Source organism: Mesocryomonas lacus (genome assembly GCF_055730135.2).
Map to the genome: position 1 here is coordinate 38273 of NZ_JBUZWE020000005.1, position 22270 is coordinate 60542.

Here is a 22270-nt window from a genome sequence, read left to right on the forward strand (position 1 = left end):
GCCATGCCCGTCTTCGACCTAGCGGTCACGCCGCTGCGCGACCTGAACCAGGCGCTCCATGACCTCGCGCCTGGCGCCAACGATACTGCGTTCGAGGTGATCAACCCGCGCGGCAGCCATTCGGTGGCAGTCGGCATCGATGCGCCGGTGACGGTCACCGTCGAAGGCTCCGTCGGCTACTACTGCGCCGGCATGAACGATGGCGGCGCCGTCACGGTGCGCGGCTCGGCCGGGCCGGGAGTCGCCGAGAACATGATGTCGGGCACCGTTGTCATCGAGGGCGATGCCTCGCAATATGCTGGCGCCACCGGCCGCGGCGGCCTTCTCGTCATCCGCGGCAACGCCGCCTCGCGCTGCGGCATCTCGATGAAGGGCATCGACATCGTCGTCGAGGGCTCGATCGGCCACATGTCGGCCTTCATGGCGCAGTCGGGCAACCTCGTCGTCCTTGGCGATGCCGGCGAGGCGCTCGGCGACAGCCTCTACGAGGCCAGGCTGTTCGTCCGCGGCAGCGTCAAGAGCCTCGGCGCCGACTGCATCGAGAAGGAGATGCGGCCTGAGCACCTCGCCGTCCTCGAGGATCTCCTCGCCAAGGCTGGCGTCGAGGGCGCCAGCGCCGGCGAGTTCAGGCGCTACGGCTCGGCCCGCACGCTCTACACCTTCAACATCGACAATGCCGACGCGTACTGAGGGAACCTTCATGAGCTACCAGAACCCGCCGACGCCGCCGCGCAAGTCCGCCACCTTCGACGACCACACGCTGGCCGAGATCCGCCGGGCAGCGGCGACCGGCATCTACGACATCCGCGGCGGCGGCTCGAAGCGCAAGCTGCCGCATTTCGACGACCTCCTGTTCCTCGGCGCGTCGATGTCGCGCTATCCGCTTGAGGGCTATCGCGAGCGCTGCGATACCTCGGTCGTGCTCGGCACGCGCTTCGCCAAGAAGCCGATCCACCTGAAGACGCCGATCACCATCGCCGGCATGAGCTTTGGCGCTCTGTCCGGCAATGCCAAGGAGGCGCTCGGCCGCGGTGCGACGCTCGCCGGCACCTCGACCACCACCGGCGACGGCGGGATGACCGACGAGGAGCGCGGCCATTCCGAGGTGCTGGTCTACCAGTACCTGCCGTCTCGCTACGGCATGAACCCGCGGGATCTGCGCCGCGCCGATGCGATCGAGATCGTCGTCGGGCAAGGCGCCAAGCCCGGTGGCGGCGGCATGCTGCTCGGGCAGAAGATCTCGCCGCGCGTCGCCCGCATGCGCAACCTGCCGGAGGGGATCGACCAGCGCTCGGCCTGCCGCCATCCCGACTGGACCGGGCCGGACGACCTCGAGATCAAGATCCTCGAGCTGCGCGAGATCACCGACTGGCAGAAGCCGATCTATATCAAGGTCGGCGGTGCCCGGCCTTACTATGACACCGCGCTGGCGGTGAAGGCGGGGGCGGACGTCGTCGTGCTCGATGGCATGCAAGGCGGCACGGCGGCGACGCAGGACGTGTTCATCGAGAATGTCGGCCAGCCGATTCTCGCCTGCATCCGGCCGGCGGTGCAGGCGCTGCAGGACCTCGGCATGCACCGCAAGGTGCAGCTGATCGTCTCCGGCGGCATCCGCAACGGGGCCGATGTCGCCAAGGCGCTGGCGCTGGGGGCCGACGCCGTCGCCATCGGCACCGCGGCACTTGTCGCCATCGGCGACAATGATCCGAAATGGGAGGCGGAGTACAACGCGCTCGGCACCACCGCCGGCGCCTATGACGACTGGCACGAGGGCAAGGATCCCGCCGGCATCACCACGCAGGATCCGGCGCTCGCGCAGCGGCTCGATCCGGTCGCGGCCGGCCGGCGCCTCGCCAACTATTTGAAGGTGATCACGCTGGAGGCGCAGACCATCGCCCGGGCCTGCGGCAAGAACCACCTGCACAATCTCGAGCCCGAAGACCTCTGCGCCTTGACGCTGGAGGCCTCGGCGATGGCGCAGGTGCCGCTCGCCGGCACCAGCTGGATCCCCGGCAAGGGGAATTTCTAGAGCTTCGAACCGGCGGCCGGCCGCTTCGGGGGGAGCGACCGGACCACCGTCCCTCCGCCCACCGCAGCCGATCCAGGGGACCGCCATGACCACCGATCTCTCCGCCTACGCCGCCGAGCGCGGCATCAAGTACTTCATGATCAGCTATACCGACCTGTTCGGCGGCCAGCGCGCCAAGCTGGTGCCGGCGCAGGCGATCGCCGAGATGCAGGCGAACGGGGCGGGGTTCGCGGGCTTTGCCACCTGGCTCGACCTCACCCCCGCCCATCCCGATCTCTTCGCCGTGCCCGACGCGTCCTCGGTGATCCAGCTCCCCTGGAAGAGGGACGTCGCCTGGGTCGCCGCCGACTGCGTCATGGAGGACGCCCCGGTCGAGCAGGCGCCGCGCGTCGTCCTCAAACGGCTGGTGGGCGAGGCGGGGGCGATGGGCTTGCGGGTGAAGACCGGCGTCGAGGCGGAGTTCTTCCTGATCACGCCGAAGGGCGACCGGATCTCCGACGAATACGATACGGCCGGCAAGCCTTGCTACGACCAGCAGGCGGTCATGCGTCGCTACGACGTCATCGCCGAGATCTGCGACGCCATGCTGGAACTCGGCTGGGAGCCCTACCAGAACGACCATGAGGACGCGAACGGCCAGTTCGAGATGAACTGGGCCTATGACGACGCGCTCGCCACCGCCGACAAGCACTCCTTCTTCAAGTTCATGGTGAAGTCGGTCGCCGAGAAGCATGGCCTGCGCGCCACCTTCATGCCGAAACCCTTCGAGGGGCTGACCGGCAATGGTTGCCACTGCCATGTCTCGGTCTGGAATAGCGACGGCACGGTCAACGCCTTCGCCGACAAGGCGATGCCTTTCGGCCTGTCGGCCAAGGGGCGGGAGTTTCTGGGCGGCATCATGCAGCACGCCTCGGCGCTCGCCGCGGTCACCAATCCGACCGTTAATTCCTACAAGCGCATCAACGCCCCGCGCACCATCTCCGGCGCCACCTGGGCGCCGAACTCGGTCACCTGGACCGGCAACAACCGCACCCACATGGTCCGTGTCCCTGGACCCGGCCGCTTCGAGCTGCGCCTGCCGGACGGGGCGGTGAACCCCTATCTCCTCCAGGCCATCATCCTCGCCGCCGGCCTCGACGGAATCCGCATGGCGGCCGATCCCGGCCCGCACCACGACATCGACATGTACCGCGACGGCCATACCGTCACCGGTGCGCCGAAACTGCCGCTGAACCTTCTCGACGCCTTACGGGCCTTCGAGGCCGACGAGGGCCTGCAGCAGGCGATGGGATCCGCCTTCTCCACCGCCTATCTGAAACTGAAGCACGGCGAGTGGACCAGCTTCTGCAGCCACTTTACCGCCTGGGAGCGCGAGTCCGCGCTCGACGTCTAATGCCGCCGCTTCAGCTTGCCGGGTGCTTGTGGATCGGGTCGACCCAGTAGACTTCCTCCGGCTTTTCCACCGGGTCGACATCACTGATGTTGACGACCACGGCCTCGTTGTCGGAGCGCACAAGGACGCATTGCAGCGGCTGCGCGGGGTCGGCGTTGATCTCCTGATGCGGCACGAAAGGCGGCACGAAGATGAAGTCGCCGGGCTCGGCCTCGGCGACGAACTCCAGCCGGTCGCCCCATCGCAGCCGCGCTCTGCCGCTGACGACGTAGATCACGCTTTCCAGCGCACCGTGATGGTGGACGCCGGTCTTGGCATCCGGCGCAATGCTCACCGTGCCCGCCCAGATCTTCTGCGCACCGACGCGGGCGGCGTTGATCGCCGCCTGGCGGAACATGCCGGGCGTCTGCGGGGTGTTGGCGTCCAGCGCATCGCCCTTGATCACGCGAATGCCATCGTGCTTCCAGCGCGGCTCGTCGTTCAGCTGCGGGTGCGGGTGACTTTGATCGTCGCTCATCGAAATCTCCTTCGGCATGCTGCGATTAGAACGGGCGCCGCGGTAGCGTGGATGCTCTCACGTTTTCCCGGCCGCGGCGAACCGGATTGCGCATCGTGCCCTGCGCAGGACGGCTTGCCGCGGCATGTTTACCCGGACCGGCGCTCCACAGTGTACGGCGAGGTGGGTCCCCGGACGATCGGCTCAAGAGCGTCTGAGCTTCGGCAGGAAGACCGTCGCGACGCCGAGGATCGGCAGATAAGAGATCACCTGGTAGACGAAACCAATGCCGTTGGTATCGGCGATCGTGCCGAGCAGCGCGGCGCCGAGCCCGCCGGCGCCGAACGCGAAGCCGAAGAAGATGCCGGCGACGAGGCCGACCCGGCCCGGCAGCAGTTCCTGTGCGAAGACGACGATGGCCGGGAAGGCCGAGGCGAGGATCAGGCCGATGGTGATGCTCAGGACGCCGGTGAAGAAGAGGTTCGCATAGGGCAGCATCAGCGCGAACGGGATGACGCCGAGGATCGAGAACCAGATCACGAAGCGCGCGCCATACCGGTCGCCGATCGGCCCGCCGGCAAAGGTGCCGACCGCCGCCGCGCCGAGAAACAGGAACAGCATCAGCTGCGCGTCGCGGACGCTGAGCCCGAAGCGATCGATCGTGTAGAAGGTGAAGTAGCTCGAGAAGCTCGCCATGTAGACGTTCTTGGTGGCGGTCAGGAGGATCAGGATGCCCAGCGCCAGAAGGACGTCGCCTCTCGGCAGCGGCAGAGCGCGGCTTGCGGCGGGCCGGCCGGCATGGGTGCGCCGGTGCGCGGCGTACCAGCGGCCCGTCCAGGTCAGGATGATCATCCCGGTGAGCGCGATGCCAGCGAACCAGGCGATGCTTTCCTGGCCGTAGGGCAGCACGATGAAGGCGGCGAGCAAGGGACCCACCGCCGTTCCCGCATTGCCGCCCAGCTGGAACAGCGATTGCGCAAAGCCGTGCCGGCCCCCGGAGGCCAGCCGGGCGACGCGCGACGCCTCGGGATGGAAAATCGACGATCCGAGACCCACCAGACACGCGGCGCAGACCAGCATGGCGAAACTGCCGGCATGCGCGAGCAGCACCAGCCCAACCAGCGTGCTGGCCATGCCGACGGGCAGGGCGTAGGGCATCGGCCAGCGATCTGCGACGACGCCGACGGCCGGCTGCAGCAGCGAGGCCGTCACCTGGAATGCCATGGTCAACAGGCCAATCTGCACGAAGTCCAGGCCGTAGTTTGCCTTCAGCAGCGGGTAGAGCGAGGCCAGCAGCGACTGCATCACGTCGTTCAGCAGGTGGCAGCCGCTGACCGCGAGGAGAATGGAAAGCGTGGCCGTGCCAGCCCGCGCTGGAGCAATTGCGATCGTCGACATGCCCTGCTTCCCTTCGCCCCCGCTGCGCCACGCGATGGCGGAGCGGTGCGGTCTGATGGCCTTGCGGTAGCAACCCGCGCTTGCAGGATAATCCGTTTACCGCTTTACCGCGGCTTAGGCGAACGGATGCGCCGGTGCAACTGGCTGAGTGTCGCAGCGCTGCCATTGGCCGGCGTTGGACTCGCCGAGACTTTAGGCAAAGCGGCGGGGGAGGTCGGGGCTATCGGCGGGGCTCCACAGCGGGCACGGCGCCACCCTCGGTGATCGGCCGCTTTCCTTCTTTACGGAGTGCGGCGGCTGAGCAGCGCCACGGCGATGCGGGATGCGTTCGAGACGTGCTGCGCGGCCGCCGCGGTCGCGTCGTTGCGGTTCCGGGCGCGGATGGCGGCGATGACCTGGTCCATCTGGGCGGGCCCCTCGACGTCGCGGTGCTCGGTCTTGATCGTCATCGAGCGGAGATGGTTGATCCGGGCGGTGAGGGAACTCACGATGTTCCAGGCGATGTCGCACTCGGCCTCCTCGAACAGGACACGGTAGAACTCGCTGGTTTCGGCAAGGACCTGTCGCATGTCGCCGGCGGCGTAGGCCGCGCGGATCTGCCCGAGGATGACCTCCAGCTTGTCGGCTGCCGCAGCGCCGCGGCGTTCGGCGCAGATGCCGGCCGCCAGCCCTTCCAGGGCACCGCGGATGTCGTAGATCTGGCGTGCCTCCTCGAGCGAGGTTTCCGCGACGATCGGGCCGCGCTGCGCGACGTTCGACACGAGGCCTTCCGATTCGAGGTGCCGGAGCACCTCGCGGACGATCGTCCGGCTGACACCGAGCTGCTCGCAGAGGTCGCGCTCGACCAGGCGCTCCCCCGGCTTGAAGTATTGCTCCAGGATCGACTCGCGCATCTTCTCCAGCGTCAGTTCCCGCAGCGTCCGCTGGGGACGCTCGACGCGCATGCTCGCCATGCGTGAACTGGGTGTTGCGGACGCTGCTTCCGTCATGCTGCTGTCGTTCCCTCGGTCGAAATTCGTGTCGCAAGCCGACTGTATCAGCAGAAGACATGCGTGGCTTGCGGATCGAAGCCGAGCCAGACGGCGCGGGCTCGGGCGTGGTCTTGGGAGACGACGCACGAGTGCTTCGGTCCGTTACTGCACGTGCCAGGCGTACCAGCGCGTGCCGATCTCATCGCGATGTTCAGCCCAGTAGGCCATGTCCGCGTTGACTTGGCTGGCGGTTTGCCGATCGGGCAAGGTCTTTGATCGCTGGATCCATAAGGGCCAGCGAGTCGAGAGAGGCGAGGAGCTGCTGCGACTGGGATGCCGCCAGCGCGGCGATAAGGGTCTTCTTCATGTCATCCTCCCAGTTGATGCGTGTTGAGCTGTCCCGGCCCCGCTTTGCGCCGGTCGGCCGTCAGCGCATGACGAACGGATCCGGAATCGGATCGTCTGATGTCCGCAGCCAGACCGTCTTGGTGCGTGTGTAGTCGAGGGCGGCGGCAAGTCCCCCCTCGCGTCCATGGCCGGACATTTTCGTGCCCCCGAACGGCGCGATGGGCGAAACGGCGCGGTAGGTGTTGACCCAGACGACGCCAGCCCGGAGAGCCCGCACCATCCGGTGGGCTTTGGCGAGGTTGGTCGTGAAGACGCCGGACGCGAGGCCGAAGCGCGTGTCGTTGGCGATCTCGATCGCTTCGGTTTCGGTCGTAAAGGACACGGCGGAGAGGACGGGTCCGAAGAACTCCTCCGCCAACGCCGGCGAGCCGCCGCCGTCGCAGTCGAGAATGGTCGGCGGATAGAAGTGGCCGGCGCCGTCCGGCACGTGTCCCCCGGTCAGGATACGCGCGCCGGCCGCGACCGCGCGGTCGACCAGCGCCTGGATGTGCTCGCGCTGGCGGAGCGTGCAGAGCGGACCGACCTCCGTCGACATCTCCAGCGGCGCGCCGATGGCGATGCGCTCCGCCTTCTCGCGGAGCATCGCGAGGAAGCGGTCCTTGACGCTGCGCTCCACCACGAGGCGCGAGCCGGCGACGCAGCTCTGGCCGGTCGCCGCGAAAATCGCGGCAACCTGCGCATTGGCGGCGCTGTCGAGATCGGCATCGGCGAAGACCACGAACGGCGACTTGCCGCCCAGCTCCAGCGAGGTCGATGCAAGGTTCTCGGCGGTGCCGCGCACGACATGGCGTGCCGTCTCCGGACCCCCGGTGAAGGCCACGTGGGCGACGAGGGGATGGCGCGTCAGCGCCGAGCCGCAGGACGGACCGAAACCGGTGATGACGTTGACGACGCCCGCGGGAAAGCCCGCCTCGTGAACCAGGCGCGCGAAATGCAGCAGCGGCGCGGGGCCATCCTCGGACGCCTTGACGACCAGCGTGCACCCGGCGGCGAGAGCCGGTCCGATCTTGACGGCGGCGAGGAAGAGCTGGCTGTTCCACGGCACGATCGCGGCGACGACGCCGATTGGTTCGCGTCGTGTCCAGACCTCCATGTCCGGCTTGTCGATCGGCAGCACTGCGCCTTCGATCTTGTCGGCAAGGCCGGCATAATAGCGATAATAGTCGGCGACGTAGGCGATCTGCGCCGAGGTCTCGCGGATGATCTTGCCGGTGTCCCGCGTTTCGAGTTCCGCGAGTTCCCCGGCGTGCGCCGCAACGAGATCGGCCAGGCGGTAGAGGAGGCGGCCGCGGGCGCTGACCGTCAGTTTCGGCCAGTCGCCGTCGCGAAGGGCGCGGTCTGCCGCCCGCACCGCGCGGTCGACGTCGGCCTCGCGCGCTTCGGGCATGTCGGCCCAGGTCTCGCCGGTCGAAGGGTCGAGGCTGGCGAAGCTCGCCTCGCCGTCGGTGAAGTCGCCGTCGATGTAGCTCTGGAACCGCCGCATCTGCTTCACTCCGCGAAGGCCGGCATCACGTCGGCGATAAAGCGCTCCAGCGAGGCCCGCTTGCGCTCGAAGGGCATGCCGGTGTCGATCCAGAACGAATATTCGTCGTAGCCCATGGCCTCGTAGGCCTTGATGCGACCGATGACTGCCTCCGCGTCGCCGACGACGTTGTTGGCGCGCATGACCTCGGCCGAGACCATGGTGTTGGCCGCCAGGTCGTCGGCCGAAAGGCGCTGCATCAGGCCTTGGCTGACAGGGCGCTCGTTCTTGAACCAGGCGAAGAAGTAGTTGTAGTAGACCGACAGCTCGCGCGCGGCCTCCGCAACATCGGCGTCGTCGGAACCGACATAGGTGTGGCGAAGCAGCATGATCTTCGGCCGCGCCTTCTCCGGATGCGCCGCGCAGGCCGCCTCGAAGCGGTCCATCAGCGTGCGGACCTCGCCGTCATCCTGCCAGAGCGGGGTCACCTGGACGTTGCAGTCGTTGGCGACGGCGAACACGTGGCTGTTCGGATCGCGGGCGGCGACCCAGATCGGCGGTCCCGGCTGCTGCACGGGCTTCGGCGCCGAGGTCGTCGCGGGAAACTGGTAGAACTCGCCCTCATGGGCGTAGTCGCCCGCCCAGAGCGCCTTGGTCGCCGGAATGAGCTCGCGCATGCGCTGCCCGGCGCCCCAGGCGTCGAGGCCGGGATGCAGCCGCTCGTACTCGTAGGAATAGGCACCGCGGGCAATGCCGATATCGAGACGCCCCCCGGTGATGAGATCCGTCATCGCCGCTTCGCCGGCAAGCTTGATCGGGTGCCAGAAGGGCGCGATCACGGTTCCGGTGCCGAGGCGCACGTTCTTCGTCCGGTTGGCGAGATCGGCGATCGTGACGAAGGGGTTCGGCGCGATCGTGAAGTCCATGCCATGGTGCTCGCCCGTCCAGATGGCATGCATCCCACCTTGGTCCGCGATCTCGCAGAGAGCCAGAAACTCGCGGTAGAGATCCTCTTGGCGCTGGTCCGCCCCGAGCCGCTCCATGTGGACGAAGAGGGAGAACTTCATGGCTCAAGCCTTTCCCGGAAGGGGATGGACCCTTCCCGTCGTTTCATTGCCGACATAGACGCCGAAATTGCCGAGCGTGCTCTCGGCGACGTAGCGGCGTAGGATGTCTGCCGTCTGGGAATTGGCAAGGCGGTCCATCGGCAGGGCGTCGATGGGAAAGAACGTCCCGTCGCTCGGCTCCCCGCGCGCGGCGCTGGCCCGGTAGACGATGTTCTGCTGGCCGCCGGCTCGATCCTCGAACACCGAGAAGAGGTAGCCTGCCGTCGCCGAGACGTTCGTCCGGGACCGAAGGTCGTCCTCGAGCGCCTGTGCCGGATCACGCTCGCCGATCACGGTTCCCGGCAGCGCGAAGCGGTCCGATCCGGACGGGACCAGGAGGATTTCACCGGCACGCTCGACCACCGCGGAGACCCGCGTCTCGCCATCCCCGGCCGCACGCAGCGCCTTGGCCTCGAGCGCCGGCGTGAAATAGCCGCCGCGCACGTAGCCGAGGCCGTTGCGACCGGAGTTCTCGAACCCCGAGACCCGGCCGATCAGGATCGCATGATCGCCTGCGTCGACGATCTGCTCGGCTGTGCAGTCGAACCAGGCTGCGGCCCCCGAGAAGACCGGCGAGCCGGTTGGCCCGTCCTGCCACTCGACCGCCGCAAAACGGTCCTCCACAGGCTTGGCGAAGGTGTTGGAGACGTCCTTCTGATCCTCCGCCAGAACGTTCACCGCAAACGCCCGTGCGGCCGTCATGTTGGCGAAGTTACGGGAGGTCTTGGCGAGGCAGATGAGCAGCAGCGGCGGATCCAGCGACACGGACGCGAAGGAATTGGCGGTGAAGCCGATCGGCGTTCCGTCGCCCGTGCGGCTGGTGACGACGGTGACGCCCGTGGCAAAGGCGCCGAAGGCATCTCTGAGGGCGCGGGGATCGAAGTCGGTCATGCTCGTTTCTCCCAGTTCAGGCCTCAGCGGCGGAGCCAGTCGGCGAGGTGTTGGTTCACTTCGTCCGGGGCGGTGAGGTTCACCATGTGGCGGTGTCCACGGATGATCACCGCTTGTCCGTGCAGGGCGGCCTCGGCCATCGCCTGCGCCATTTCAGGTGTCGAGTTCGGATCGCCGTCGCCGGTCATGAACAGTGCCTCGGCGTCGATCTGCGGCCAGGCGTCGGCATAGGTTTCATCGCCGCCAGCAAAGGCGGCATAGGCGGTGGCGTAGCCGGCGGGGTCGACGCCGGCGAGCCAATCGCGCGTCAACTGGTAGGCCATCTCGGTCTCGGCGCCATCCCCGAACCAGCGCCGGAGCGGCCCTTCAAGGTCGACCCCTCCCGCCGCGATCTCTCTCGCCCGCTGCTCGACCGCCGCCCGGGCCTCCGGCGAGCGACGGTGCACGCCGTTGAGAAGGGCGACGCGCCGGATGCGCGGCCCGAAGGTCGCCGCAGCCCCGCCCGAGACCAGGGCGCCCATGGAATGCCCGACAAGGTTCACCGCCCCGAGACCCAGTTCGTCGATCGTCCTGCCGAGCCATGCGACGAAGGCCTCGAGCGGCGACCCCGCCGGCAAGGCAACGCTGGCGCCATGCCCCGGCAGGTCCAAGGCGATGACACGGTGCGTGGACGACAACGCGGCCATTTGCGGTTCCCATGCTTCAAGGCGCATACCGACCCCGTGGATCAGCAGGAGCGGTTCCCCGCAGCCTGCTTCACGGAAGGCTGCCCCGCCGGGCGTCTTAGACCGAGGCTGGGTTGGAGACATCGTGGCCGAGATCCTTGAGGTCCTGATAGCGGTCGCCGATGCGATGATGTGGCCGCCCGCCGACCGAGGCGCCGAGCGCAACAAGGATTTCTCCCGCCGCCGGCGCGTCCGGCACGGCGGTCTGGATCGTCAGGTAGTGGGATCGCCGCCCCTCATCGTCCTTGTCCATCAGCGGGATCATCACCGGCGCATTCGCCGGCCCTCGCGTGTTGCAGAAGGCGAGGTAGGACCTGGCACCGACAGCCTGTCGGTAGTGGTTGCCAAAGCGCAGGGTGTGAATCAGCGCTGATGCATGCTCGATCTCGCCGTCCAGCCCGACCACGGCCGCCTTGCCGTAGGCTTCGACCGCCTCGCCAGAGCCGACGGCATCGAGGATCATGCGGGTGAGGAGCTCGCCGAGGATCGGGGCGCCCGCATGGATCTCCGGCTTCAGATCCTCGACAAAACCCCGGCCGGCCCACGGATTGCGGACGACGGCGATCGCCGCGAAGAGCTTCAGCGGCATCGGCGCCGCCTTGCCACCTTCAATCAGGGTGGTCTCGACCTGGAGAAGCGTCTTGCGGATTTCCATGGGCGGATCGCTCCCGACAGCGTTAATATCCCGTATCATGGTATACCATAATTGTGACTGTCAATTGCCAGCACTCGTCCGACCTTGCGGCCAACGCAGAAAAAGCCTGTGAGCTGTCGCCGACAATACCTTCCTAACGCACCGAGCTTTTGACGAAGGCGACTGGCTGTCAGCGGATGGCACGGGACAAAGTTTCGCGGTCCGAGACCGGTTCGACGGCGCAATCCTTGCCATCCTGCCCGACCTCGGCCTCCTCGAGACGCAGCGAGGGATCGATGCAGCATTTCGCAAACCATCGAAACCAAACGCCTGGTATGAAGACAATCGGCAGTACAGCCGAGGCCATATCTTAAGAATGGCAGGCTAGTCGGTAGGCACCTAAGAGCTTGCGGACAGATGATGATCCCACGTGCATGGCTACTCGTAACACTGTCCGTCGTGGGCGGTCTCACCATCGTCGGCGGCATCGTGCTGACGCTGCAGGCAAGCCTTGGAGCGGTCGTCGATAAGACCAACGAGCTGGATGCCGCGCGGACGGAACAGTCGGTCCATGCCGCCGTCGATTCCGCGATGGACAGCCTGGTCGGCATGGTGACCGACAACGCCTACTGGTCCATCGCCTACGAGCAGGTGAACAGCACCAAGCCTGATGTGGACTGGTTCTATGAGACATGGGGAAGCACGGCGGACGTCGGCACGAACTACGACGGCGTCGCGATCCTCAATCCCGACATGAGCGTTTGGTGGGGCCACGCGAAGGGTGTTGATTTCGCCGCGATGGACGGGCTCACTTTCAGCCGCCGCCTCGCGCTTGACGGTATCGTTCTGCCTGGCACCGACAACGCGGTCGCCAAGGGAATTGTCAATCTGGGAGGATTTTTCGCTCTCGTGGCGACAGAGCGCATCCGTCCGACGGAGAGCGATGACGTTCTCGCCGCGCCATCGAACCGTTATCTCCTGATGTACAAGCGGATCGACGGTAATCTTCTCGCGAGCCTGGCATCCATGTTCGACATCGATGGTCTCGCTCTCAATCCGGTCCCGGCCACGGGCGTCGCCGGAATCGACCTCATGTCACCTGCCGGAACCCGCATTGGCGTGTTGACCTGGCAGCCACGTCTACCGGGAGAGGAAGCGGCAGCGGTCGTCCGGCCGAAGGTCACCTCGATCCTTGCTGCCGTCTGTTTGCTCGTCGCCGCGTTCGTCGTCCTCCTGGTCTACGGGTTGCGCCGACTGTCATCGGCGGCGATGCGGCTGCGTGGGGCTCTGCTGACCGACAGCTTGACGGGATTGCCGAACCGAAAGGCGTTGATCTCGAGCTTGGAGAAGACATTTGCCGGACCAAGACGGGCTTCAGCAACACTGGCCTTCATCGACATCGACGGGTTTCAGGAGGTCAACGACACTTATGGGCACGAAGTGGGGGACCGGCTCCTCGTCGCGATAGCCGACAGACTTCTCGATGCCGTTCCCGCAGGCGTCAAACTAGCCCGCATCGGTGGCGACGAGTTCGCTTTCCTCGACCGGACTTCCGAGACAGATGACCAGGGCACTCGGATCGTCGGTCTTATCCTCGACTGCTTCCGCAACCCGATCGATGTCGGCGGGAGACCGATCATGGTCACCTTGGGCGTCGGCATTTCGTCGACGGCGGTCGGCACGTGCGACGTCGAGGAAATGCTGCGACGTGCGGACGTCGCGCTGTCTGCGGCAAAGGACGGGGGGGCGAACCACGCGGTCGCCTTCCATCCAGACCTCGACGAGGGCCGCATCCGGAGAAGCGAGATGGAGGCGGAGTTGCGTCTCGCCATCGATCGAGACGAGTTCGACGTCGTCTACCAGCCCATCGTCGACGCCAGCGGCCGTCACATGCGGGCGGTCGAAGCGCTGCTGCGCTGGCCCCGCCGACCTGCTGGACCGGTTGGCCCTGACGTCTTCATCCCGGTAACGGAGACGAGCGGGCTCATTCACCGCATCGGGCTGAACGTCCTGAAACGAGCTTGCACCGACTGGCGCGACAGTCCCGGCGTACGGTTGAGCGTCAACGTGTCGCCCGTCCAGTTCCATGATCCGCGCTTCGAGGAGAACGTCGCCGACGTATTGAAGGCGACGGGGTTTCCCGGGGATCGCCTCGACCTTGAACTGACCGAGGGATACCTCATCGACCAGCCGACCCGGGCGAAGGAGGCGATGGGGAACCTCAGGGCTCTCGGGATCGGCATCGCCCTTGACGATTTCGGCACCGGCTACACCAGCATCGGCTACCTCCGGGAATATCGCTTCGACCGTATCAAGATCGACAAGTCGCTGGCCAGCCGGGTGGACGTCGACGCGGAAGCTGCGGTGATGGTCGCCGGGACCGTCACGATCGCCAACGGTCTGGGCATGAAGGTTACAGCCGAAGGGGTGGAGACGGAGGAGCAAGCCGTGTTGCTGGGCCTTGCCGGATGTCACCTCCTCCAGGGGTATGCCTTCGGCCGTCCCGCCGGGATCCAGAGCTATCGGCCTGAAGAGGCACTACTTTTGTCCGCCTGAGGAACTGGAGCAGCAGCCATGACCTCAGCCCCCGGCACCAAATTGACTTTTACGTAAGTCTTCCGGCAGACAAGGTGGTTCGACCCGGGGAATGCCGATGCGCGATTACTACACCATCACCGAACTGACCCGCGAGTTCGACATCTCGACGCGGACCATCCGCTTCTATGAGGACGAAGGGCTGATCGCGCCGATCCGGCGCGGGCGCACCCGGCTTTTCCGCCATTCCGACCGGCAGCTCCTGAAGATGATCCTGCGCGGCAAGCGGCTCGGCTTCTCGATCGCGGAGATCCGCGAGATCATGCAGATGTACAAGACCCCACCTGGCGAGGCGGGGCAGCTGCGGGCTATCGTCCGCCGCGTCAGCGAGAAGCGCCGCGAGCTCGAGCAGAAGCGGCACGACATCGACGAGCTCCTGGCCGAGCTCGACAATGCCGAGGAAGCCTGCCTCACCCGCATGGCCGAGCTCGGCGTCACGCAGGCCAGCTGACGGCCCGGTCTTTTTCCACGCACTGAGGCGCTGTTGCCGGTTCCTCTCAGGGCGCCGGCGCCGAGCAGGCATAGACCATGTCGCTGACCCGGTCGTTCTCCGCCGGGCTCGTGGTGCCGTCGATCAGTTTCTGCAGGAGGTCCTCGGCCGTCAGCTTCTCGCCGACGCAGCTGCAATAGCGCGTGCAGAAGGCCTCGTCGGCCCGCTCGGCGATGCAGCCGCGCCGGCAGTCGCCGAGGAGCATTGCTGCCGGATCGGGCGGCGACACCTGCGCGAAGACCCAGACGAGCCCGATCAGCAGCGGCTGGTGCAGGAGGTAGAACATCAGCGAATGCCGACCGATGAAGGCGAGCCGGCGGAACCGGACGAGGCGGGGGTTCAGTCGGGCGAGGGCGCCCCACCAGCCGCGATCCGTCGCCAGCTGCGACACCGCCATGCCGATCAGCACCGCGCCGAACCAGGGAAACAGCGGCACGAAGTCGTTCGACGTCGGCGCGGTCTCGGCCATGCCGATCCACGCGAGCCAGCGCGGATTGGTGAGCACCGTCTCGTAGACCTGCGGCAAGGCGATCACGGCGATGCCGACGGCTGCCGTCACGAAGAAGGGCAGGCGGAGGAAGGCGAGGCCGAGAAGGCTCGCCAGCGCGATCTGGTGCAGGATGCCGAAGAACACGAAGCCGCTCGGCGTCGCGATAGAGGTCACGATGGTAATCGCCACCGCGCCCGCCGCGACCTGTGCCAGCCGCTTGCCGAAGGGCCGCCAGCGGATCCCCCGCGCATGCGCCAGCACCAGGCTGACGCCGGCGAGGAACAGGAAGCTCGAGGCGATGCAGCGCGCGAACAGCTTCCAGCCGCCGTGGCCGGTCAGGCCGCGCTCGACATAGCCGAAGAACTCGAGATCCCAGGTGAAGTGGTAGACCGCCATGGCCAGCAGCGCGATGCCGCGAAGCACGTCGAGCCCGTCGATCCGATGCGTGGCCTTGCCGGCCGGGACCACGGCATCCCTCTGGCTCTCGGACATGACGGTCCCTCCTGCGATTGGACAGCCGGGGCGTTCAGCCTATCTCAGCCTGAGAGGCGCCCCGGGGGCGCCGTGATGACACAGAAAGACCAAGGCATGAAGATCATCGAGGCAAACGGCGCGCGCATTCCCGCGATCGGCTACGGCACCTGGACGCTGAAGGGCGACGACTGCGCCGACATGGTGGCTCGCGCCATCGAGGCCGGCTACCGCCACATCGACACGGCGGCCATGTACGACAACGAGAAGGCCGTCGGCGAGGGTATCCGCCGCTCCGGCATCGCCCGCGACGATCTCTTCGTGACCACCAAGGTCTGGTGGGAGAACATCGCCGCCGGCGCGCTGCAGCATTCGGCCGCCGAATCGATCGACAAGCTCGGCATCGGCGCCGTCGATCTGTTCCTGATCCACTGGCCGAACCCGGCAGTGCCGCTCGAGGAATCGATCGGCGCGCTGAACGAGACGATCACCGCCGGCCAGACCAGGCACATCGGCCTCGGCAACTTCACCAGCACCATGCTCGACGAGGCGGTGGCGCTGTCGGCGGCGCCGATCGCCTGCAACCAGGTCGAATATCACCCGCTGCTGTCGCAGGACGCGATCCACGCCGCTTGCCTGCGCCACGGCATGGCGATGGTCGCGTATTCGCCGGTCGGGCAAGGCGGCGAGATCCTGTCTCACCCGCTGATCGCGGGCCTTGCGGCCCAGTACGGGAAGACGCCGGCGCAGATCGTGCTGCGCTGGGAGGTCCAGCAGGACGGCATCGCCGCCATCCCGCGCACCAAGACCGTCGCGCGCCTTGCCGAAAACCTCGCCGTCTTCGACTTCGAACTGTCGGCCGAGGACCATGCCTCGGTCACGGCGCTGACGACCGCGCGCAAGCGTCTCGTCAACCCGGGTTTCGCGCCGAACTGGGACCGGATCTGAGCAAGCCTCGGCCACGGCCGAGCGAATTTCCCCCGGGCGCCATTGCGCTGCCCGGGGTAGCGCAGGGCGAAAGCGGCGCGTAAGCGGGGCACCTGTCCAGTTGGAAGGGGTGCCCTTTGTTCTTCGCCGTCTCTAAAGTCGCCTGGTTTCTGATCCAGCCGCTGGTCGCCGTCATGGTGCTGGGCGGCATCGGTCTCTTGCTGCCGCTGCTGCGGTTTCGCCGGATGGGAACGGCGATCATGTCGCTGGCCGCCGTCGTGCTGGTCATCGTCTCGTTGTCGCCGCTCGGCCTCGTGATGACCGCCGAACTCGAGAACCGCTTCCCGCCGCCGGTGCTTCCCGAGAAGGTTGACGGCATCGTCGTCCTCGGCGGTAGCTTTGATACGCGCGTTGCCAAGACGCGCGGCGAGCCGGAACTGAACGAGGCCGGCGACCGCATCACCGTCGCCATGGGGCTGGCGCGGCGTTATCCTGAGGCGAAGGTGGTCTTCACCGGCGGGGTCGCGGCGCTCTTCGACGACGATATCGCAGAAGTCGTCTCGGCCAAGCAGATCTTCACCGCGCTCGGCCTCTCTGAAGACCGGCTGCTGCTCGAGGGCAAGGCCCGCAACACCGCCGAGAACGCCGTCTACACCAAGGCGATGGCCGAACCGAAGCCAGGCGAAACCTGGCTGCTCATTACCTCGGCCTGGCACATGCCGCGCAGCGTCGGCTGCTTCCGCAAGGCCGGTTTCGACGTCATTCCCTATCCCGTCGATTTTCGCACGCCGCTTGGGCCGGACATCTGGTCGCCCTCGACCACCGCGACGCGCAACCTCGAAAAGGTCCATTTCGCCTTCCGGGAATATGTCGGCCTGCTCGCCTACTGGATGACCGACCGCACCGACGCACTGTTCCCAGCGCCGCTCCCCGTGCCGGCGGCCGGCGCCGCGCCGTCCGTCCCTGGGGCTTGATCGCCGCCCGCCTATTTCTCGGCCGGCGTCGCCCCGTGCTTGGCCTCTTCGCCGTCCTCGGCGACGGCGTCCGCAGCACGCGGGTGGCCGATCCGGTAGATGCCTTTAAAATCTCCGGGATCGACGATTTTCCCTTTGCGGCGGATGGTCAGCTGGCCCTCGGCGGCAAGGCGAACGGCCTCGGCGCGGATCGGCTTCATCAGGAGGCGCCAGGCCTTCTCGTCGGACCCTGCGATGGCGCGCGCCACCTCGGACGGGCAGAGGGTCTTTTCCCCCGCGCGCTCCGAGAGCATGCTGAGGATCGTCTCGGACATTTCGGTCATGCTCACTCGCCTTCGAACGGATCGCCGGCGGCATAGCGCGCCCGCGAGAAGAATTGCCGGTGCGCGAGGATCGCGATCACGAACAGCGTCGTTGCGATGAAGGCGTAGGCACCGAGGAACCAGCCGAGATAGGCGAGGCCGAAGAAGATGCCGCGCAGGCCGGCATTGAAGTTCTTGGCCGCGAGCGCGTTCATCAGGCCGGCGCTGCGCACGGCCTGCTGGGCCTTGGCCGGGTTAAGCTCCGCATCTGCCCGCATCGGGATCGCGCCGATCAGGATGGTGCAGTAGTTGAACAGTCGGTAGGCCCAGCCGAACTTGAAGAAGGCATAGGCGAAGACCGCCACCAGCCCGAGCAGCTTGGCCTCGACGAGGCCGCGGTCGAGTTGCCCGTGGAAGGGGAGGTCGGCGGCGATGGTCGCGATCTGCTCGGCCGATCCCAGCAGCGCAAAGCAGCCGCCGATGGCGAAGATGCAGGACGAGGCGAAGAAGGCGGTGCCTTGCTGCAGGCCGGCCATGATGGCGGTGTCGATCATCCGCAGATCGCGGCCGAGCGTCACCTGCATCCAGCGCCGGCGCTGGGCGTTCATCGCCTGGCTCAGCCCGTACTTGGCCCAGGGGCTGTGCTCGGTCAGCCAGTTGTAGGCGAACCAGCCGACGAGAAAGATGCCGATCGCCACGGCGTCGCTGGAATCGAAGGTCGCCATCGCTCTTTCCGCTTGCCGCTGCCGAACCGGCAGCCTTTCGCCCGATCCGACTAGCATTGCCGCGCCGGAGCCGCAAAGCCGCGCTCGCCCCGTACCCATCATTCCGTCCGTTTTCAGCAGCCTGCGCGTCTGCTTCGACAGAGCGTGCACCCGCACTTCGCGAGGAGACGACAGCCGCCAAGACCGCGCAAGGCCATCAGAAGATTTACCTATAATTGGTATTTACTGGTTCTATCTTCCGTCAGGGTGCGGCTCGATAGTCAGCTAGAATTATTTCCTACCAGAAGTTATTCCTACAACCGACGGTCCGTGACATGGTCTGGATGTCGCCGGGACGGCGCGGTGGGGCCCCGCCGAACCATCCTGCGACAGTTCGGATCCGTTCTCCGTCACGGGAAAACGGACGCATGCGGGCCGATGCCTGAGACAGCCCAAGTCCATCCGGCGCCGGAGGGACAGATCGGGCCGAGGCAAAGACCTGCCGGCGGCGGCAAGGGCCTTGGCGGGGCCCGTGCCGCGATGGACGACCCGGGGGCGGCTCCCCGGCAGGAGGCTCGGCCGCGGATCCTCAACGGGTTTTTCGCGGCCGGCGGGAAGGGCAGACGGCGGGGTTGCGAGCCGCCGTGCAGGAACGCGAGGACGCCGGAGCTTCTTTTCGCTACCGCAGTCCGGCGTCCGCCGTTTCCTAGAACACCCGGCCGGCAACGGCGCGGGAACACGCACCCGTGTGTGCACATCGCAACCGCCGGCCGGCTCCGCACCCACGTTCGCTTGACGCGGCCGGGCGCGGCGCGGCAGAAGACGCGCATGCCTCTCCACATGGTCAAACTCTGCGTCGGCGCCGATTCCGTCGAGGATCTCCAGTCCTGGGTTGCCGAGCGTCTGGCGACGGCCACGCGCACCGGCCAGCCGGCCGAGCAGTTCCACCAGACCCGCATGGTGCCGAAGCGCATGGAGGAGATCCTCGATGGCGGCTCGCTCTACTGGGTGATCAAAGGCAAGGTGCAGGTGCGCCAGCCGATCCTCGCCTTCCGGCCGGTGGTCGACGCCGAGGGCATCAAGCGCTGCCGGATCGTGCTGGAGCCAAGTTTCATCCTCACCGACTGGCAGCCGCGCCGCGCTTTCCAAGGCTGGCGCTACCTGACGCCGGAAGAGGCGCCGGGCGATATCGGTGCCGGCGGCGACATGGCCTCCATGCCGCCGGAACTGCGCCGCGAGCTCGCCGATCTCGGCCTGCTCTGACGGCTTGGCGCTTATGCTCGCCGATCCCGCCGAGTGAGGCGCTCCGGCCTGCCGTAACGTCCGCAACGTGATCCTTCCGTATCAAGCCGATCCGCCTAAATCGGACGCGCCGGCCCGATCGCGGCAGGCTTTAGCGGAAGCGCAGCCGGATCGCCGGCACGCCCTGCGGCGTGCGCACGCGAAGACGCGAATGCGCGACCGGCTGCGAGGCGCGCCAGGCGCGGGCGCCGTGGCAGAGCAGCAGACCGACGAGATCCTTCGCCTTCAGCGCCGAACGGCCCTCGCGGAATTCGCCGATCCGGCGCGATGCCTGCTGCATCGGGTGCAGGCCGGCGACCGGCGCGCCGCTGCGGCGGCCGCTGTTGAAGTCGAGGATTTCCTGGTCGACGCTCATCACTGAAGTCCTCGATACGAAGGGTCTGGTTGCCGGTCCGGCGGTCGAAATTCTGGGCGCACGAAGCCTGTCGGTCCCGAGAGGGTCCGCTGGAGCGTCGTGCGGGTGGTCGATCAGGTAAGGCGGCCGCGGGGCCGCCGGGTCAGTTGGCAACGGCGTAGCAGTTGTAGGACTGCTTCTTCAGCGCGGCGCAGGCTTGTCCGGCCTCGCTCTTCGACTGGAAGCCGGCGAAGCGGGCGCGGTAGAGGGCGCCGGAGCCGCTGCCGACCTGCTCGGTATAGCTCTCGGCTTGGATGAGCGCCGAACCGCCCTTGCGCTTGGCTTCCGAGAGCATGTCCATGGCCCGGTCCTTGTCCGGCATGGCGGCGATCTGGACGACCCAGGGCGAGGAAGCGATGCCACCCAGGGCACCCTTTATAGAACCGGTCGTCGTCGGGTCGAAATCTTCCCCGCCGGGAATCGAGCCGGGTGGAACCGGCGCGAGCGCGTTGGCGGTCGGGATCCGGCTTGGCCGCGTCTTCGGCGTGGTCAGCGCCTCGCGCAGCGCCGCGCGCCCGACGATCGGGCGCGCCGGGGTGCCGGCGATGCGGGCGATGGCGTGGCCGGCATCGGCGTCCGCGCCATAGGCTTCGGCGATCCGCTCGTTGATGGTCTCGCGCATCCGCGGCAGCGGCACGCGGCTCGGCGCGGCGTAGGAGGCCTCCGGCTCCGGCGCCAGTGCGGCGACGGTGACGCGCGGCTCGGTCGGGCGCGGCTGCGCGATCAACTGGCCGCCGTCCCGGGTGCTGGCTGCGGCGAGGTACTTGGTGAGGAGGTCCGCCATGTGCTTGTCGCGCGCGGCGGCACTCGCGCCGCCCATCACCACGCCGACGATCTTCTTGTCGTCGCGCATCAGCGAGGAGACAAGGTTGAAGCCGGAGGCGTTGATGTAGCCGGTCTTGATGCCGTCGACGCCCTGGATCTTGCCGACCAGCCGGTTGTGGCCGTTGATCTGGCGGCCGCGGAAGTTGAACGACTTGGTCTTGAAGAACGCGAACTCGCGCGGAAAATGCTCGCGGAGCGCGATGCCGAGCGTCGCCATGTCGCGGGCGGTGGTCGTCTGGCCGGGATTGGGCAGGCCGTTGGCATTGCGGAAGGTGGTGCGGCTCATGCCGAGCTGGCGGGCCTTGGCGGTCATCTGCTGGGCGAAGGCGGCTTCCGAGCCGGCCAGCTGTTCGGCGATCACCACCGAGGCGTCGTTGGCCGACAGCGTCACCAGGCCGAGAATCGCCTCCTGCACGGTAAGGGTCGAGCCGACCTTCAGCCGCAGCTTGGTCGGCGGCCGGGCGGCGGCGTAGGCCGAGACCTTCATCGGCGTCTGCAGCGAGACGCGCTTCGCCCGCATGGCGTCGAACAGCATGTAGAGCGTCATCATCTTGGTCAGCGAGGCCGGGAAGCGCTGGTCGTCGGCATTCTTCGAGAAGAGCACCTTGCCGTTGTTGGCGTCGATGACGAAGCCGGCATAGCGCTCTTCGGCGCTGGCAAAGGCGGAAGACTGAAGGAGAAGGGTGGCGGTCACCGCGACGATACCGACACGTTTGACGAGCGGGGCGTCGAGCTTCATCTTCGTCATCGTTTTACGCACGAGGCTACTCTCTCGGTTCGGTCTGGAGGCAGCAGGGGAATGCCGCCGCAGAAGGTGAGGGAGCCCGAACCGGGAACATTGTCCGGACGCCTCTTCGATGAAACCGAGATTAACGGCACCGCCTTACCAATCCGTTTATGGTTGCCGGAACGTTGTCATCGCAAGTGCAAAGCGTCCACTTCGTGCCGGTTGCGGGCATCGCGGCCCCCGGCGGAAGTGCGGCATCTCCCCACACGACAGATTGAACCGGGACGGCGACAGTGAAATGCTGAGCACCGCATGTCGCCTTCACGCCCCGGCGAGTCGGCATGCCCGCCGATGGGTCAGGCAGTCCCCGGCCTCGCCGGAAGGCGGTGAAAAGCGGGAGAAGAATGGCAAGGGTGTGACGGCCGCGCGAAACAGCACCGTGAGGTTCGCATTGGTTCGGGGCCTCGTCGCGGAGAGAATGAATGGCCATGTTAGAGGCGTCCCCGACATTGGAAAAGCGTCCGGTCGATAGCGCCTTGGCCGGCGCTGTGGGGCG

The 22270-nt window shown here is 67.0% G+C and carries 21 protein-coding genes and 1 pseudogene; 8 read left to right on the plus strand and 14 right to left on the minus strand.

What is annotated here, in order from left to right:
* The first annotated feature begins 3 nt into the window (after positions 1-3).
* The 3 genes from ACZLZY_RS09365 to glnT all read left to right on the plus strand — a co-directional run bounded on the left by ACZLZY_RS09365 (position 4) and on the right by glnT (position 3422).
* A complete protein-coding gene (locus ACZLZY_RS09365; protein ID WP_472933260.1) occupies positions 4-690 on the plus strand; it encodes a GltB/FmdC/FwdC-like GXGXG domain-containing protein in 687 nt (228 codons plus the stop codon).
* A 10-nt stretch (positions 691-700) separates the two neighbouring features.
* Positions 701-2029, plus strand: a complete 1329-nt coding sequence (locus tag ACZLZY_RS09370) for an FMN-binding glutamate synthase family protein (protein WP_472933262.1) — start codon at positions 701-703, stop codon at positions 2027-2029.
* Positions 2030-2114: 85 nt separating this feature from the next.
* Positions 2115-3422, plus strand: a complete 1308-nt coding sequence (gene glnT / locus ACZLZY_RS09375) for a type III glutamate--ammonia ligase (protein WP_472933264.1) — start codon at positions 2115-2117, stop codon at positions 3420-3422.
* 10 nt (positions 3423-3432) lie between these two features.
* Here the strand turns inward: glnT and ACZLZY_RS09380 are convergent, their stop codons facing one another.
* The 9 genes and pseudogenes from ACZLZY_RS09380 to ACZLZY_RS09420 form a co-directional block, all read right to left on the minus strand.
* A complete protein-coding gene (locus ACZLZY_RS09380; protein WP_472933265.1) occupies positions 3433-3939 on the minus strand; it encodes a cupin domain-containing protein in 507 nt (168 codons plus the stop codon).
* 183 nt (positions 3940-4122) lie between these two features.
* Positions 4123-5316, minus strand: coding sequence for an MFS transporter (locus ACZLZY_RS09385; protein ID WP_472933266.1), 1194 nt, complete (start codon positions 5314-5316; stop codon positions 4123-4125).
* Positions 5317-5597: 281 nt separating this feature from the next.
* Positions 5598-6305, minus strand: a complete 708-nt coding sequence (locus ACZLZY_RS09390; protein ID WP_472933268.1) for a GntR family transcriptional regulator — start codon at positions 6303-6305, stop codon at positions 5598-5600.
* A 144-nt stretch (positions 6306-6449) separates the two neighbouring features.
* A pseudogene (locus ACZLZY_RS09395) lies at positions 6450-6597 on the minus strand (ABC transporter substrate-binding protein); the annotation flags it as partial.
* A 117-nt stretch (positions 6598-6714) separates the two neighbouring features.
* Complete coding sequence (locus ACZLZY_RS09400) at positions 6715-8178, minus strand: aldehyde dehydrogenase (RefSeq protein ID WP_472933269.1); 1464 nt, start codon at positions 8176-8178, stop codon at positions 6715-6717.
* Positions 8179-8183: 5 nt separating this feature from the next.
* The gene (locus tag ACZLZY_RS09405; protein ID WP_472933270.1) at positions 8184-9224 is read right to left on the minus strand and encodes an LLM class flavin-dependent oxidoreductase; all 1041 of its coding nucleotides are present in this window, start codon (positions 9222-9224) and stop codon (positions 8184-8186) included.
* Positions 9225-9227: 3 nt separating this feature from the next.
* Positions 9228-10154 carry a flavin reductase gene (locus tag ACZLZY_RS09410; RefSeq protein WP_472933271.1) on the minus strand — a complete coding sequence of 309 codons (927 nt, stop codon included), beginning with the start codon at positions 10152-10154 and terminating at the stop codon, positions 9228-9230.
* Between the two features lie 23 nt (positions 10155-10177).
* Positions 10178-10963 (minus strand): alpha/beta fold hydrolase, encoded by a 786-nt coding sequence (locus ACZLZY_RS09415; protein WP_472933272.1) that lies wholly within the window; start codon positions 10961-10963, stop codon positions 10178-10180.
* A complete protein-coding gene (locus ACZLZY_RS09420) occupies positions 10938-11534 on the minus strand; it encodes an amino acid synthesis family protein (RefSeq protein ID WP_472933274.1) in 597 nt (198 codons plus the stop codon). The genes ACZLZY_RS09415 and ACZLZY_RS09420 overlap by 26 nt, the downstream gene beginning before the upstream one ends.
* Positions 11535-11933: 399 nt before the next feature.
* Between ACZLZY_RS09420 and ACZLZY_RS09425 the strand changes: the two genes are divergently transcribed.
* Together ACZLZY_RS09425 and ACZLZY_RS09430 are read left to right on the plus strand one after the other, a co-directional pair.
* Positions 11934-14069: a putative bifunctional diguanylate cyclase/phosphodiesterase gene (locus ACZLZY_RS09425; protein ID WP_472933275.1), complete on the plus strand. Its 2136-nt coding sequence runs from the start codon at positions 11934-11936 to the stop codon at positions 14067-14069.
* 97 nt (positions 14070-14166) lie between these two features.
* Positions 14167-14559 carry a MerR family transcriptional regulator gene (locus ACZLZY_RS09430; RefSeq protein WP_472933276.1) on the plus strand — a complete coding sequence of 131 codons (393 nt, stop codon included), beginning with the start codon at positions 14167-14169 and terminating at the stop codon, positions 14557-14559.
* Positions 14560-14605: 46 nt separating this feature from the next.
* Here the strand turns inward: ACZLZY_RS09430 and ACZLZY_RS09435 are convergent, their stop codons facing one another.
* A complete protein-coding gene (locus ACZLZY_RS09435) occupies positions 14606-15580 on the minus strand; it encodes a heparan-alpha-glucosaminide N-acetyltransferase (RefSeq protein WP_472933277.1) in 975 nt (324 codons plus the stop codon).
* 96 nt (positions 15581-15676) lie between these two features.
* On the opposite strand from ACZLZY_RS09435, the gene ACZLZY_RS09440 reads away from it, so the two are divergent.
* Both ACZLZY_RS09440 and ACZLZY_RS09445 read left to right on the plus strand, forming a co-directional pair.
* Positions 15677-16507, plus strand: coding sequence for an aldo/keto reductase (locus tag ACZLZY_RS09440; protein ID WP_472933556.1), 831 nt, complete (start codon positions 15677-15679; stop codon positions 16505-16507).
* Between the two features lie 116 nt (positions 16508-16623).
* Positions 16624-17460 (plus strand): YdcF family protein, encoded by an 837-nt coding sequence (locus ACZLZY_RS09445; protein ID WP_472933278.1) that lies wholly within the window; start codon positions 16624-16626, stop codon positions 17458-17460.
* 11 nt (positions 17461-17471) lie between these two features.
* Here ACZLZY_RS09445 and ACZLZY_RS09450 read toward each other — a convergent pair whose 3' ends face one another.
* Together ACZLZY_RS09450 and ACZLZY_RS09455 are read right to left on the minus strand one after the other, a co-directional pair.
* Positions 17472-17783 (minus strand): DUF3253 domain-containing protein, encoded by a 312-nt coding sequence (locus ACZLZY_RS09450; RefSeq protein WP_472933280.1) that lies wholly within the window; start codon positions 17781-17783, stop codon positions 17472-17474.
* 2 nt (positions 17784-17785) lie between these two features.
* Positions 17786-18487 (minus strand): DUF599 domain-containing protein, encoded by a 702-nt coding sequence (locus tag ACZLZY_RS09455; protein ID WP_472933281.1) that lies wholly within the window; start codon positions 18485-18487, stop codon positions 17786-17788.
* Positions 18488-19294: 807 nt separating this feature from the next.
* On the opposite strand from ACZLZY_RS09455, the gene ACZLZY_RS09460 reads away from it, so the two are divergent.
* Positions 19295-19729 (plus strand): DUF1489 family protein, encoded by a 435-nt coding sequence (locus tag ACZLZY_RS09460; RefSeq protein WP_472933282.1) that lies wholly within the window; start codon positions 19295-19297, stop codon positions 19727-19729.
* A 130-nt stretch (positions 19730-19859) separates the two neighbouring features.
* Here ACZLZY_RS09460 and ACZLZY_RS09465 read toward each other — a convergent pair whose 3' ends face one another.
* Together ACZLZY_RS09465 and ACZLZY_RS09470 are read right to left on the minus strand one after the other, a co-directional pair.
* Entirely contained in the window at positions 19860-20123 is a 264-nt protein-coding gene (locus ACZLZY_RS09465) for a hypothetical protein (protein ID WP_472933283.1), read from the minus strand.
* A gap of 142 nt (positions 20124-20265) precedes the next feature.
* A complete protein-coding gene (locus tag ACZLZY_RS09470) occupies positions 20266-21726 on the minus strand; it encodes a serine hydrolase (protein ID WP_472933284.1) in 1461 nt (486 codons plus the stop codon).
* Positions 21727-22270 lie beyond the last annotated feature (544 nt).

What these genes read in the sequence shown, in the direction of transcription:
- ACZLZY_RS09470 (WP_472933284.1), bottom strand. Translation starts at nt 21,726, where the DNA reads ATGAAGCTCGACGCCCCGCTCGTCAAACGTGTCGGTATCGTCGCGGTG.
- ACZLZY_RS09370 (WP_472933262.1), top strand. Translation starts at nt 701, where the DNA reads ATGAGCTACCAGAACCCGCCGACGCCGCCGCGCAAGTCCGCCACCTTC.
- ACZLZY_RS09400 (WP_472933269.1), bottom strand. Translation starts at nt 8,178, where the DNA reads ATGCGGCGGTTCCAGAGCTACATCGACGGCGACTTCACCGACGGCGAG.
- ACZLZY_RS09390 (WP_472933268.1), bottom strand. Translation starts at nt 6,305, where the DNA reads ATGACGGAAGCAGCGTCCGCAACACCCAGTTCACGCATGGCGAGCATG.
- ACZLZY_RS09465 (WP_472933283.1), bottom strand. Translation starts at nt 20,123, where the DNA reads ATGAGCGTCGACCAGGAAATCCTCGACTTCAACAGCGGCCGCCGCAGC.
- glnT (WP_472933264.1), top strand. Translation starts at nt 2,115, where the DNA reads ATGACCACCGATCTCTCCGCCTACGCCGCCGAGCGCGGCATCAAGTAC.
- ACZLZY_RS09405 (WP_472933270.1), bottom strand. Translation starts at nt 9,224, where the DNA reads ATGAAGTTCTCCCTCTTCGTCCACATGGAGCGGCTCGGGGCGGACCAG.
- ACZLZY_RS09365 (WP_472933260.1), top strand. Translation starts at nt 4, where the DNA reads ATGCCCGTCTTCGACCTAGCGGTCACGCCGCTGCGCGACCTGAACCAG.
- ACZLZY_RS09380 (WP_472933265.1), bottom strand. Translation starts at nt 3,939, where the DNA reads ATGAGCGACGATCAAAGTCACCCGCACCCGCAGCTGAACGACGAGCCG.
- ACZLZY_RS09385 (WP_472933266.1), bottom strand. Translation starts at nt 5,316, where the DNA reads ATGTCGACGATCGCAATTGCTCCAGCGCGGGCTGGCACGGCCACGCTT.
- ACZLZY_RS09460 (WP_472933282.1), top strand. Translation starts at nt 19,295, where the DNA reads ATGCCTCTCCACATGGTCAAACTCTGCGTCGGCGCCGATTCCGTCGAG.
- ACZLZY_RS09435 (WP_472933277.1), bottom strand. Translation starts at nt 15,580, where the DNA reads ATGTCCGAGAGCCAGAGGGATGCCGTGGTCCCGGCCGGCAAGGCCACG.
- ACZLZY_RS09440 (WP_472933556.1), top strand. Translation starts at nt 15,677, where the DNA reads ATGAAGATCATCGAGGCAAACGGCGCGCGCATTCCCGCGATCGGCTAC.
- ACZLZY_RS09455 (WP_472933281.1), bottom strand. Translation starts at nt 18,487, where the DNA reads ATGGCGACCTTCGATTCCAGCGACGCCGTGGCGATCGGCATCTTTCTC.
- ACZLZY_RS09410 (WP_472933271.1), bottom strand. Translation starts at nt 10,154, where the DNA reads ATGACCGACTTCGATCCCCGCGCCCTCAGAGATGCCTTCGGCGCCTTT.
- ACZLZY_RS09415 (WP_472933272.1), bottom strand. Translation starts at nt 10,963, where the DNA reads ATGTCTCCAACCCAGCCTCGGTCTAAGACGCCCGGCGGGGCAGCCTTC.
- ACZLZY_RS09430 (WP_472933276.1), top strand. Translation starts at nt 14,167, where the DNA reads ATGCGCGATTACTACACCATCACCGAACTGACCCGCGAGTTCGACATC.
- ACZLZY_RS09450 (WP_472933280.1), bottom strand. Translation starts at nt 17,783, where the DNA reads ATGACCGAAATGTCCGAGACGATCCTCAGCATGCTCTCGGAGCGCGCG.
- ACZLZY_RS09420 (WP_472933274.1), bottom strand. Translation starts at nt 11,534, where the DNA reads ATGGAAATCCGCAAGACGCTTCTCCAGGTCGAGACCACCCTGATTGAA.
- ACZLZY_RS09425 (WP_472933275.1), top strand. Translation starts at nt 11,934, where the DNA reads ATGATCCCACGTGCATGGCTACTCGTAACACTGTCCGTCGTGGGCGGT.